The 12382-nt window shown below is 64.9% G+C and carries 13 protein-coding genes and 1 tRNA gene; 13 read left to right on the forward strand and 1 reads right to left on the reverse strand.

Translation table 11 applies throughout. The features are described 5' to 3' along the window. The first annotated feature begins 3 nt into the window (after positions 1 to 3). The 13 genes from AB4Z10_RS13560 (at position 4) to AB4Z10_RS13620 (ending at position 12042) form a co-directional block, all read left to right on the forward strand. On the forward strand, positions 4 to 696 hold the full coding sequence (locus tag AB4Z10_RS13560; protein ID WP_441470908.1) for an MtnX-like HAD-IB family phosphatase: 693 nt from the start codon (positions 4 to 6) through the stop codon (positions 694 to 696). Then, complete coding sequence (locus AB4Z10_RS13565; protein ID WP_441470909.1) at positions 689 to 2134, forward strand: aspartate aminotransferase family protein; 1446 nt, start codon at positions 689 to 691, stop codon at positions 2132 to 2134. The genes AB4Z10_RS13560 and AB4Z10_RS13565 overlap by 8 nt, the downstream gene beginning before the upstream one ends. A gap of 18 nt (positions 2135 to 2152) precedes the next feature. Next, positions 2153 to 3076, forward strand: coding sequence for an arginase family protein (locus AB4Z10_RS13570; protein ID WP_441470910.1), 924 nt, complete (start codon positions 2153 to 2155; stop codon positions 3074 to 3076). Continuing rightward, complete coding sequence (locus AB4Z10_RS13575; protein ID WP_441470911.1) at positions 3073 to 3435, forward strand: EamA family transporter; 363 nt, start codon at positions 3073 to 3075, stop codon at positions 3433 to 3435. Before AB4Z10_RS13570 ends, AB4Z10_RS13575 begins: the two co-directional genes overlap by 4 nt. Positions 3436 to 3446: 11 nt before the next feature. Further along, complete coding sequence (locus tag AB4Z10_RS13580; protein ID WP_441470912.1) at positions 3447 to 4298, forward strand: alpha/beta hydrolase; 852 nt, start codon at positions 3447 to 3449, stop codon at positions 4296 to 4298. Between the two features lie 65 nt (positions 4299 to 4363). Then, on the forward strand, positions 4364 to 5455 hold the full coding sequence (locus tag AB4Z10_RS13585; protein WP_441470913.1) for a GNAT family N-acetyltransferase: 1092 nt from the start codon (positions 4364 to 4366) through the stop codon (positions 5453 to 5455). Further along, a complete protein-coding gene (locus AB4Z10_RS13590; RefSeq protein WP_441470914.1) occupies positions 5452 to 5859 on the forward strand; it encodes a DMT family transporter in 408 nt (135 codons plus the stop codon). Before AB4Z10_RS13585 ends, AB4Z10_RS13590 begins: the two co-directional genes overlap by 4 nt. Then, positions 5846 to 6268, forward strand: a complete 423-nt coding sequence (locus AB4Z10_RS13595; protein WP_441470915.1) for a DUF2147 domain-containing protein — start codon at positions 5846 to 5848, stop codon at positions 6266 to 6268. The genes AB4Z10_RS13590 and AB4Z10_RS13595 overlap by 14 nt, the downstream gene beginning before the upstream one ends. A 61-nt stretch (positions 6269 to 6329) precedes the next feature. Beyond that, positions 6330 to 8057 (forward strand): sensor histidine kinase, encoded by a 1728-nt coding sequence (locus AB4Z10_RS13600; protein ID WP_441470916.1) that lies wholly within the window; start codon positions 6330 to 6332, stop codon positions 8055 to 8057. Further along, positions 8054 to 9430: a sigma-54-dependent transcriptional regulator gene (locus tag AB4Z10_RS13605; RefSeq protein WP_441470917.1), complete on the forward strand. Its 1377-nt coding sequence runs from the start codon at positions 8054 to 8056 to the stop codon at positions 9428 to 9430. Before AB4Z10_RS13600 ends, AB4Z10_RS13605 begins: the two co-directional genes overlap by 4 nt. A gap of 161 nt (positions 9431 to 9591) precedes the next feature. After that, positions 9592 to 10329 carry a MipA/OmpV family protein gene (locus AB4Z10_RS13610; protein ID WP_441470918.1) on the forward strand — a complete coding sequence of 246 codons (738 nt, stop codon included), beginning with the start codon at positions 9592 to 9594 and terminating at the stop codon, positions 10327 to 10329. A gap of 298 nt (positions 10330 to 10627) precedes the next feature. Continuing rightward, positions 10628 to 11230, forward strand: a complete 603-nt coding sequence (locus AB4Z10_RS13615) for a DUF6538 domain-containing protein (protein ID WP_441470919.1) — start codon at positions 10628 to 10630, stop codon at positions 11228 to 11230. A 224-nt stretch (positions 11231 to 11454) separates the two neighbouring features. After that, entirely contained in the window at positions 11455 to 12042 is a 588-nt protein-coding gene (locus AB4Z10_RS13620; RefSeq protein WP_441470920.1) for an SH3 domain-containing protein, read from the forward strand. A 125-nt stretch (positions 12043 to 12167) separates the two neighbouring features. Here AB4Z10_RS13620 and AB4Z10_RS13625 read toward each other — a convergent pair. Further along, positions 12168 to 12241: transfer RNA gene (locus tag AB4Z10_RS13625), tRNA-Gln, on the reverse strand. Positions 12242 to 12382 lie beyond the last annotated feature (141 nt).

Genomic DNA, 12382 nt, shown 5'->3' on the forward strand with positions numbered 1-12382 from the left:
CAGATGCAATGGCAGGCCATCGTCGATTTCGACGGCACGATTTCAGAGAAGGACACGACGGACTCCGTCCTGGCCCGATTCGCCGAACCCGGTTGGGAAGCGATCGAGGATGACTGGGTCGCAGGACGCATCGGATCGCGGGAGTGCATGGAGCGGCAGGTCGCGCTGCTGCGCGCCTCGCCCGATGTCTTCGACAGCTTCGTCGAAAGTTTCGCGATCGACTGGGGATTTGCCTTCTTCGTCCGGGTCTGCCAGCGCCACGGCGTGCCGGTGACCGTGGTTTCGGACGGGCTCGACCGCACGATTCATACCGTGCTTCGCCGGGCCGGGCTCGCCGGGCTGCCGGTCATCGCCAATCACCTCGAACCGGTTGGTGCGGATCGCTGGCGCCTGACCTCGCCGCATGCTTCCCGCGACGGCAGCTGCAGCAGCGGAACCTGCAAATGCAGCGTGGCCAGCAGCTTGGGGCGGCCTGCCACCATCCTGGTCGGCGACGGCCGGTCCGATTTCTGCCTGGCCGAGCGCGCCGACCTCATCTTCGCCAAGAACGGCCTGATCGCCCATTGCGACCAGGCCGGGGTGGAACACCGCCCATTCTCCCGGCTCGCCGAAGCGGCGCGCATCCTGGACGACATGCTGACCGGCGTCGTTCCTGCCGCAGCGAGCCATCACATCAAGGACTTGATCAATGGATGACGGATTTCCCCAGCACGGCCGCACCGCAGCCGCTCCCGCTGCGGTGAACTTGGCCTCGGTTACCGCCGAGGAGGCCCGCCTGCTCGCGCTCGAGGCGGAGTTCTGCTCGCATGGCGATACCGTGCACTACACGCAGTTCCCGAAGATCTTCTCGGGCTGCGAGGGCTCCTTCATGCTCGATGCTGCCGGCAACCGCTTCCTCGACTTGCAGATGTGGTACTCGGCCGTCAATTTCGGCTACGCCAATCCGCGCCTCAACGATGCGCTCAAGCGCCAGATCGACACGCTGCCGCAGGTCGCGAGCCAGTATCTCCATCGCGAGAAGATCGAACTCGCGGCGATGATCGCCAAGGATGCGCAGCGCAAGTTCGGCGCCAAGGGGCGCGTCCACTTCAATGTCGGCGGCGCGCAGGCGGTCGAGGATTCGCTCAAGCTCGTGCGCAACGCCTCGAACGGCAAGAGCCTGATGTTCGCCTTCGAGGGTGGCTATCACGGCCGCACGCTCGGCGCCTCCGCCATCACCTCGTCCTACCGCTATCGCCGCCGCTTCGGCCATTTCGGCGAACGCGCACACTTCATCCCGTTCCCCTACCATTTCCGCGGGCCGAAGGGCATGAGCAAGGAAGAGTATGGCGAGCATTGCGTGCAGCAGTTCGCCCGGCTCTTCGAGAGCGAATATAACGGCGTCTGGGATCCCAAGGTCGGCCAGGCCGAATATGCAGCCTTCTACGTCGAGCCGCTGCAGGGCACGGGCGGCTACGTCATTCCGCCGCCCAACTTCTTCACCGGCTTGAAGAAGGTGCTCGACGACCACGGCATCCTGCTCGTCGTCGACGAGATCCAGATGGGCTTCTTCCGGACCGGCAAGCTCTGGTCGATCGAGCATTTCGGCGTCCAGCCGGACGTGATCGTCTTCGGCAAGGCCGTCACCAACGGGCTCAACCCGCTCTCCGGCATCTGGGCCAAGGAAGCGTTGATCAACCCGACCGTCTTCCCGCCGGGCTCCACGCATTCGACCTTCAACGCCAACCCGCTCGGCACCGCCGTGGCGCTCGAGGCGATGAAGATGATGCACGAGGAAGACTACGAGACCATGGTCATGGCCAAGGGCGCGTATTTCCTCGACGGGCTCCAGGAGCTGAAGCGCCGGCATAAGATCGTCGGCGAGGTCGACGGCCTCGGCATGGCCCTGCGCATCGAGATCTGCGAGCCGCATGACAGCTATACGCCGTCGAAGCGGTTGGTCGACCTGATGTGCGACGAGGGCATGAAGGCCGATCTGGAGATCGATGGCAGGCGCTACGGCCTCGTGCTCGATATCGGCGGCTACTACAAGAACGTCATCACTCTCGCGCCGGCTCTGACCATGAGCTACGAGGAGATCGATCTGGCGATCGCCCTCCTGGACCAGCTCTTCGCCCGCGTGGCTGGCGCCTGATCCGACCGGAGACGGCTGTTGCGCCTGCAGGTGATCGATCTCGACGGCAGCGTCGCGCGGCAGGAGCCGCTGCGCCGTCGCATCGATGCGGGGGAAGCTTCCCGCATCGATGCGACGCGTCTCGCCGCGCGTCTGCGCATCGTGGCGAGCCGCGGTGCGCGCGCGCGCCTACTGGAGCAACTGGCGGCCGAGGACAGAGGCGGGAGCGGACCACCGGTCTACTTCTACGGTTCCGGGGATTTCCATCACCTCGCGGCGCTGCTGATCGCAGGAGTCTCCGAGCCGGTGACGGTCGTCCATTTCGACAACCATCCCGACTGGGTGCAGTTTCCCGCGACGGTCAATTGCGGCGCCTGGGTCAACCGGGCGCTGGAGCTGCCCCAGGTCCGCAAGGTCATCACCATCGGTCCCTGCAGCGGCGATCTCGTGCGCCCGGAATGGCAGTTCGCCAATCTCAGGGCGGTCGCCGAGGAGCGGATCGCGCTCTATCCGTGGCGGCACGAACCTTCCCGCGTCTGGGGCCGGTACGGAACGGCTGCGAGTTTCCGGCAGGAGGGAAACCATCTGCATTGGCGCAATCTGGCCGATGAGGACTGGGCTCATTTCCTCGACGACCTCGTCGCCACGATCCCGACCGGGGACGTCTGGCTCAGCATCGACAAGGACGTCCTGGGGCGGGACGAGGCGCTGACCAACTGGGACCAGGGCGATCTGCCGTTTGCTCATCTGCTTGCCGCGATCGAGCGGCTGGCGGGCGCACGTCGCGTCGTCGGGGTGGATGTCTGCGGCGACTGGTCCGAGCCGCGCTTCTCCGATCCGTTCCGCGCGACGCTCGCCTACTTCGATCACCCGCGGCCGCTGCGGCCTTCTCCGGAAGAGCTCGCCGTCAATGCCCGGGTGAATGCCGAACTCATCGACTGCTTTGCGCGGGTGCTGCCGTGACCGTGAACATCGTCCTCTGGTTCATCCTGTCGATCGTCTGCGACGTCGTCGGACAGCTCTGCCTCAAGCTCGGTGCCGACAGGTTGCCGCAGGGCGCCGGGCTGCGCGAGCTCACCGTGGCGCTCGGCCGCTCCGGCTGGGCGATGGCCGGCGTGCTGACCTATGTGGCGGAGTTCTTCATCTGGCTGCGGATCCTCGCCGAGGTGCCGCTCTCGATCGCCTTTCCCATCGCCAGCCTCAATTTCCTCGCCATCACCTTCGCCAGCGCGGTTCTGCTCGGCGAGCGTGTCGGTTCCCGGCAATGGGCCGGAGCTTTCCTCATCACCTGCGGCGTGGTCATCGTCGCTCGAACAGTCTGACGGAACGAGACGTGACGACGCGCGATTTCAGCCTTCGCTATGCCGGCGGCCGGACCGGCTTCCTCCTGATCCACGGTTTGGGCGGAACCCCGACCGAGATGCGCCTCGTGGCGCGTGCGCTCAATCAGGCCGGCCACACGGTGCACTGCCCGCAGCTCGCGGGCCATTGCGCTGGAGAAAGCGAGCTGCTGGCGACGGGCTGGCGCGATTGGGCCCAGAGCGTCATCGACGAGCTCGACCGGATGCGCCTGATCTGCGACCGCGTCATCGTCGGGGGCCTTTCGATGGGCGCTGTCCTGGCGATGCACGTCGCTGCCGCGCGGCCCGAAGCCGTCGATGGCTTGGCTCTCTACGCGCCCACGCTCTGGTACGATGGCTGGTCGATTCCGCGCTACGCCTTCCTGCTGAAGTGGCTGATCAACACGCCCATCGGCCGCCGCTACAGCTTCGTCGAGCGCGAGCCTTATGGCGTCAAGGATCTGCGCACGCGCGCGCTGATCACCGCCGCGATCACCCGCGGCGACAGTTCGGAGGCGGGTCTGCTCGGCACGCCGTCCGGCGCGCTCCAGCAGATGTGGGCGCTGATCGCCCAGACGCGACGCGAGATGCCGGCCATCACCTGCCCGGCCTTGCTCGTCCACGCCCGCGAGGACGATGTCGCCAGCCTGTCGAATGCGTTCTACATCCAGCGCCGGCTGGGCGGGCTCGTCGATGCCGTCATCCTCGACGACAGCTATCACCTCGTCACGATCGACCAGCAGCGCGGCATTGTCGTCGAGCGCTCGCTGGCGCTCGCGGCACGGCTTGCGAAGCGGGAGGTCCGGGAGAAGGCGGCGGGACTGCGCGTCGTCGCTGCCGAATGAACCCGCTTGCCGCCCGGATTGTCGGAAGCGTGGCCGCAATCGATCCCGCGGCTTGGGATGCGTGCTTGCCCGGCGAGGCGGAGTGCCACGCCTACTACAGCGCCTGCGAGGCGGCAGCAGCTTCCTCCGGGATTGGACTGCGCATGCCGGCGGTCGTCGTCGAGACGCAAGGCGAGGTGGTCGGGGTCGCGCCCTTCTTCCGACTGAACTACCGACTCGATACGCCGCTTCAAGGCAGGCTGCGCGGGCTTGGCGATGCGCTGTTTCGCCATGTGCCGGGCCTTGTCACCCTCAAGGCTCTCTGCGTCGGCTCTCCCTATGGCGAGCGCTGCCATCTCGGCTTTTCGCCGCGGCTGGATACGGCCGGCCGCGCCGCGGCCTTTCGGCAGCTGGCTGAAACCCTCCAGCGGCAGGCCGCGGCCGAAGGCGCGCATCTCGTCGTCTGGAAGGATCTGGCGCCGGAGCAGGAGCGGGAGGCTGGCGCCTTCCTTTCCCGGGCAGGCTTTGCGCGCCTGGCCAGCCTGCCGGTCGCCGTACTCGATCTGCCTTTCCCGGACGAATCTGCCTATCTGGCGTCGCTGTCAGCGGCAACGCGCAAGGACATCAGGCGCAAGCTCTCCAAGGCTGGCGAAGTCCGGATCGAGTTCCGTACCGACATCGCCGGGCTCGAGCGGGAGATCGACGCCCTCTACGAGTCCACGCGCGCCCAAAGCGGCTTGGATTATGGCGAGCTCGAGCTCCTGCCACCCGGCTATTTTGCCGGGATCTCGCGGGCTCTGGGCGAGCAGGCCGTTTTTGCGCTCTACTGGATCGGAGGCGAGCTTGCGGCGTTCAATCTGCTGCTGGTCGAGGCCGATCGCGTCATCGATAAGTTCCTGGGCATGCGTTACCCGCTCGCGCGTGAGCACAATCTCTACGTCGTGAGCTGGATGGCGAATGTGCGCTTCTGTCTCGAACGCGGCATCCGCCTGTTCCAGAGTGGCCAGACCGCCTACGCATCCAAGCTCCGTTTCGGCAGCCGGCTCGTTCCCTCCACCATCCATGTCCGCCATCGCCGCGCCCCCCTGCAATGGGCGCTGCGCTCGCTTAGCCCCTGGCTCGGCTTCGACCGCTTCGATCCCGATCTTGCCGAACACGCCGGAAAGAAAGCCGCATGAGTGCCGTCACACCTGCCGAAGCGCCCTCGCGCTGGCGCCAGCTAGCAATCTGGCTGGCGTTCATCGGGCTCGACACCGGAACGCAGCTTGCCTTCAAATGGGGCGCCGATGGGCTCGGCGACATGGATTTCGGCCTCGCGATGCTGACGCGATCGCTGGAGCTCCCCGGCGTCTGGTTTGCAGTCGTTGGCTATCTCGGAACCTTCGTGGTGTGGATGGCGATCCTGCGCGACATGCCGCTCAGCCGTGCCTTCCCGATGACCGGATTGGTCTATATCACCGTGCCGTTGTTCGCCTGGGCGGCCTTCGGCGAGCGGATCGATCTGATGCGCGCCGTGGGCATTGCCTTGATTATCGCCGGAGTGATCCTGCTCGGTGGGGAGAGTGACGATGAGCAGCCGTAGCCTGCAAATCGCGTTCGTTGCGGCGGCGCTGATGGGGCCTCTGCCGGCCCGCGCCGATCCGATGTCGGATGTCGTCGGTCGCTGGCGCGATTCCGACGGGGAGTCGGAGATTGCGATCGCCCGCTGCGGCGCAGCACTGTGCGGCCGGATCGTCTGGCTGAAGGAGCCGCGTTTCGACCGCTTCAATCCCGACGCGAAGCTGCGTGCTCGCTCGCTCCTGGGCATCGAGGTTCTGAGCAGGTTTTCTCCCGGCGGGGACGGGAAACTGGCCGGGGAGGGCTACAATCCCGCCGACGGCAAGACTTACCGCACGACGATGGAGCTCGCGGCGCAGAGCACATTGGTGGTCCGCGGCTGCGTCCTCGGTGGCCTGATCTGCGACGACGACACCTGGACGAGGCAGCCGTGAACGCCGCGAGATCACGAAGCGCCGAACGGGGAGGTCGCCTCGCGTCGTTCCGGGGCCTGTCGTGTCTACCCGGATGAYGACGCTCAGGCTCAGGCTGGTGATCGGCTTCCTGCTGGTCATCGTGCCGGCGATGCTGGCATCGGCCTTTGTCGCCGCGAAGCTGATTTCCAACGCGTTCGAGGACAATGTCGCGCATTGGCTGGGCGAGACTTCTCGCTTCTTCGGGTTGGAGGTCGCCGAAGCCGCGCAGGAGGCGCAGCGCGTTGCCGGCGTCATCGGGAGCCGGCTGGAACGGAGCCCGAGCGACGTCAAGATGCAGCATACCGTCGAGCGCGAATTCGGTGTGCTGAGCTCGGTCGGGTACGATCTCATTGCCGTCTATCGACCCGGCGGGGAAGTCATCTTCTCCTCGCGCCGTTTCTCTTCGGTCGGGTCTCTGCCCGAGAAGACGGGGCAGGGATTGTTCAGGATCATTGCCGACGGCCGGCGCTGGATCATGGCGGGAGCCGTCCAGTCCATTCAGATCAACGGGCAATCCGCCAACCTTCTCGTGGGCTCGTGGCTCGACGACAACTACCTGGGCGGGATCAAAGTGGTCACCTCGCTCGAGGTGCACCTGTTCTCCGACTTCGGCGGCGAGCTCGAACCGATCGTGCAGACGCATAACGATCGGCAGATCACCGTGCCCAAGGCGATCCTGACGCGGCTCGATGCCGGCGAGGATGAAATCTTCGATGCGGACGCCGATGGCGGGGGCTACAGAGCCGTCTATACCGGCTTTCGCGGCATAGACGGCAAGCTGGCGGCGATCAGCTTCATCGGCCTGCGCAGCGAGGCAGGCTTCTTCGAGCAGCTCGGCCGCGAGCGGCTGTTCCTCGGCATATTCCTGTTCGGAAGCTGCATCGCGATTGTCGTCGGCATATTGATGTCGGAAGTGCTCGTGCGGCCGTTGCGTGCCCTGACGCGGGGCGTCAGGGCGATTGCAGCGGGTGATTTCGGTCAGCGCGTCACGGCCAGCGGCGGCCGCGAGATCGCGCAGCTCGCCGCTGGCTTCAATGGAATGGCCGAGCAGCTGGGCAAGCTGCATGATCTCGAAATGGAATTGCGCCGCCGCGACAGGCTTTCGGCGCTCGGGCAGGCGGCGATGGTGATCGCGCACGAGGTTCGCAATCCGCTCGGCATCATCAAGACGTCTACGGAAGTGGTGCGCAATCGCTCCAAGCTCGGTGCTACCGAGGGGAAGATGCTCGGCTATGTCATCGACGAGGTTCGCCGGATCGAGACCTTGATGCGCGACTTTCTCGACTTCGCTCAGCCGAGACCGCTCGTGCGCAGCCACTTCCCGTTGCGCAATGTCATCGAACGGGTCGCGGCCATCGCGACGCCCGAGCTTTCCCGGCGCGGCATCACCCTTCACATCGACGACCAGAGTGGAGGCGCCCAGATCAGCGGCGACCCCGACCAGCTTCACCAAGCCTGCCTCAATCTGGTCCTCAATGCCATGGATGTCATGCCCTCGGGTGGCACCATCTACGCGAGCTTGGCAGCGAATTCGGATACGGTGTCGCTGACGATCCGCGACGAAGGACCTGGCGTTCCCGACGCGATCCGGGGCGAGGTCTTCAATCCGTTCTTTACCACCAAGGCGAAAGGTACGGGTCTGGGGCTCGCGAAGGTGCAGAGCGTGGCGGCGGCGCATGGCGGAACGGTTGCTTGCGAATGTGCACCGGGCGAGGGTGCGGCCTTTACCCTCGCATTGCCGCGGGCCGAAACGGGAGGGCGCTCTTGAGCCACACCATCCTGGTCGTCGATGACGAGGAGCGTCTGGCCGACGTGCTGGCGGCCGCACTGGAGGATCTCGGCTATCGCACGACCGCTGTGACGAGCGTGCAGGCAGCCCTTGCGGCACTGGACCAGTCGCGCTTCGACCTCGTGCTCACCGATCTTCGGCTGCCGGTCATGGATGGGCGCGACCTGCTGCGTGAAGTGCGCAGCCGCTGGCCGGATATTCCGGTCATCATCCTGACGGCCTTCGCCGCTGTGCGCGATGCGGTCGAGCTCATCAAGGAAGGCGCGTTCGACTACATCGCCAAGCCCTTCGAGATGGAGGATGTCGCGGCGACGATCAGGCGCGCGCTGCGCCTTGCCGATGTGGTGCGGGACAATGAGCGCCTGCGCAGTGAGCTGGAAGGGCGCCACAGCTTCGATACGCTCATCGGCAACAGCGCGTCGTTCCGCCGCGTAATCGAGCAGGTCACCGAGGTTTGCGAGACCCGGGCGACCGTCATGCTGAACGGAGAGAGCGGCACGGGCAAGGAACTGGTCGCCCGGGCGATCCATTTCAACAGCCCGCGCCGGGGGCGGCCCTTCATCGCCGTGAATTGCGCCGCCATCCCTGAAACCCTGCTGGAGAGCGAGCTCTTCGGCCACGTCAAGGGCGCCTTCACCGGCGCGCTGGCCAATCGAGTCGGCCGTTTCGCGGCGGCTGAGGGCGGCACGCTCTTCCTCGACGAGATCGGTGACATGCCGCTTGCGATCCAGGCGAAGCTGTTGCGTGTCGTCCAGGAACGCAGCTTCGAGCCCGTGGGCGCCAACCGCAGCCAGAGCGTCGATGTCCGCCTGATCGCGGCGACGCATAAGGACATGCGCGAAGAGGTGGCTACGGGCCGCTTTCGGGAAGACCTGTTCTATCGGCTCAATGTCTTTCCGATCCAGCTGCCCGCATTGCGAGAGCGGCCTGAGGACATTCCGCTTCTGGCGACGCATTTCCTGGCGACGCTGTCGGAATCGATCGGCAAGCGGGTCGCCGGCTTCTCACCGGCCGCACTCGCGGCCATGGCGGGGCATGACTGGCCGGGCAATATCCGCGAGCTGCACAATTGCATCGAGCGGGCGCTCATCGTCGCCAAGACCGCGCAGATCGATGTCCAGGATCTCCCGCGCGACCTGTTCGAGGGGCAGCGTCGGGCTGGCCGCGACGCACTGCCGCGCGATCTCGACGCTGAACTCGAACGGATCGAACGGGATTTCATCATCGAGGCGCTGCGCCGGAGCGAGGGCGTGCAAGTGAAAGCGGCACGGATGCTCGGCATCGCCGAACGCAGCCTCTGGCATAGAATCAAGAAGCTCGATATTCGAGTGGGCCGGACGGTGGTCGAATGATTGGCGGGCTTGTAGCGGCACTGTCGCGAAAGCGCGCCAGAGCGAAGTTTGGCGCGTTTGCCGCCCATGGAGGAACCGTGTCGCGTATCGGTTTTGGAAAGATTGGTTGCCTCGTTCTGCTTTCGGCGACGTCCGCGGCGGCGGCTGAGCCGACCCCGGCCTTGACGGATGCAACGCCGGCCAAGGGCTGGATCGTGACGCTCGGCGGATCGTTCCAGATGGGCCCCAAATACGAGGGGGCGAATGCCGTGGGCCCCTCCTTCATGCCCTCGCTCAGCTGGCGCCGCGTCGGCGAGCCGGCGGGCTTCAGCGCGCCCGACGACAGCCTCGATTTCGCGATCTATGAAACCGACCGCTTCAGCTTCGGCGTGGCGGGAGGTTGGAAAACCGGGCGCTACTCCTCATCCAGCGTCAAGCTTTTCGGCATGCGAGACGTCCCCTGGGCGATCGAGGCCGGCATTTTCGCCGAGTACTGGCCGATCCTCGATCGGCTGCGCACGCGCATCGAGATTCGGCAGGGCTTCAACGGACATCAGGGCATCGTTGCCGATCTCTCTGCCGACTGGGTCGAGCGCATGGGACGCTTCACGCTGTCGGCGGGCCCGCGGCTCTCGCTCGGAAGCGCTTCCTACATGCGCACCAATTTCGGTGTGACCGTGCCGGAATCGCTGATCAACGGCTTTATCGCCCCGTACCGGCCGTCCGGCGGCGCCAAGAGCCTCGGTGTGGCGGCGGCGCTCGAATATACTTGGTCCGAGCAGTGGTCGACGACGCTTTTCGCGCGCTACGACCGCATGATCGACCAGGCCGCGCGCTCGCCGCTTGTCAGCACGATCGGCCAGCGTGACCAGTTCACGGTCGGGCTTGGCGCGAGTTACTCGTTCAGAATGGACCTCTGATCCGGCGACTCGAATCCGAGGCCGCCTGACCGCAGCCTCGGATTCGGGCGCCATCAGGCACCGGAAGTCGCTGGATTAAATCTGCGCGCAGCGGCAAGCACCGCTCGGCTCCGCACGTCACTGGATTTTGGTGATTTTCTGCAAACGCCACGCCGAAAAGGCTGGCTGGGGGACTAGGAGCCTCATTTTGGGTTTCTGAAGCTCCCTTAAATAGCTGTAAAATCTAGAAATTGAAGCGTTGCCGTGGGCTACCAGGTTGGGCTACTGATGAGCTACCGATTTGGATAGAAGTCGCGCCATGGCATTCGATAAGCGCTATCTCAAGAAGCACGGCAACCAATGGATTGTCGTCGTAAAGGTCCCCGAACGGCTCCGTAAGGCTGTCGGGAAGGCACACCTCAAGCACCCTCTACACACTGACAGTCTCGCCGTGGCGAACCGGGAGAAGTTCCGTGTCGTCGCCACCCTCAAGGATGAGCTGTTGAAGGCTGAGGCCGAGATGCGCCGCAAAGCCAAGGAAGCCCCGGACCCCTTGGCGGATGAAGCCATGCAGTGGCGGGAGGCGGTGCAGCAGTCCGAAGCGGACCCTAGCTTCTACGCCTATGAGGACGACGAGGGGAACCTAGTCGAAGACGGCCACGGCCTCACCCTGTCCCTTGTCCGCGACCGCGCGGAAGAGATCGCAGTGAAGGAGGGTGTCGTCCGGGCGAAGGACTTCCATGACGTTGCTACAGGGCAGGCTACGCCCATCAACCGGCTGATAGATAAGTGGCTGGCCGAGCGCCCGATGAAGCCGCGCCAGCAGGTGGACTATCGCCGTGCCGTGGAGAAGTTCTCAAGCTGGCTCGCCGCCCAGCGACTCCCCGCGTCGATTGAGGCCGTAAAACGAACACAGCCATAAGGCGAAAGATGCAAAGCTCTCTGACTTGTGGTTGCCAGAGGGCTGACTTAGCGTCGTTCCGTGTGGAGGGCGCTTAGCTGGGTTAGATGGGGCGCAAAAACTCCGGCGGCTGGCTTATCCTTGGGTTGATTGGCCTGGGTCTCTTCAAATGTGGGGACTCCAAGACACCGAGTCCGCCCCCAACAGCCTATTCTCAGCCACCTTCAGTCACCCAAAGCGCTCCCATGCAGACCGCCCCGCCAGCTCAGCCGCTGACGGCTTCCCGCAGCCTGTTCGCTGAGCCGACCACGAATGGTTACAGGGGGGAGCCAGCAGCTCGGGCAAGGCTGATCAAGCGCAGCCTCTATGTGCGCGGCAAAGACGTCCCGATGCGGGCCGAGCCGCATGCCAAGGCAAAAATCCTCAACCGCATGCCGAACGGAATGGAGGTTGGCGAGCTGTCACGCCGCGAAGGCTGGGTTGAGATACGGCACCCGATTTCGGCAATCGAAGGTTGGGTGAGCGCGAGGCGGCTAAGCGAGATGCCTCGGCAGACCGACGAAGCGAAGACCGAGGAACAGCCGAAGCCGAAGCGGAAGGAAACACCGGGCCTTGAAGTTCTGTCCGATGCCGCGATCATCGCCAAGCTCATCGCGCTCGATGCGTCGGCTTACTCGGGCAACTGTCGATGTCCCGAGAACAGGGACCGAGCAGGCAGGCTATGCGGGAAGCGAAGCGCCTATTCGAAGCCCGGTGGCTGGGCTCCGCTCTGTTATCCCGGCGACGTGAGTCGGGAGGCGATCGCACGATTTAGGTCAGAGGGGGGGCGATAGCAGCAAGAATGCCGGGCCGCGCGGCGGAGCCAGGATACCAAAATGGGCTACCGCTGGGCTACCAGAGCGATTTTGACCCTTCGCAATTGCTTGATTTTATTGAACTTTGAGGTGCCACGCGGGAGTGGCTGGGGGACTAGGATTCGAACCTAGACAACCAGAGTCAGAGTCTGGGGTCCTACCGTTAGACGATCCCCCAACGAAGTGGCGCTTCGTGGCGCCGCGTTGGTGAGCCGGGGTCTAATCAATGCGGTCCGGCTTGGCAAGAGCTGAATTCACCCCGCACCCCAAACATTTCACAGGAACATGTCGTTCGCTGCGACATCGCGGGGATCGCCTG

The organism is Allobosea sp. RAF48, assembly GCF_052114025.1.
GTDB lineage: Bacteria > Pseudomonadota > Alphaproteobacteria > Rhizobiales > Beijerinckiaceae > Allobosea.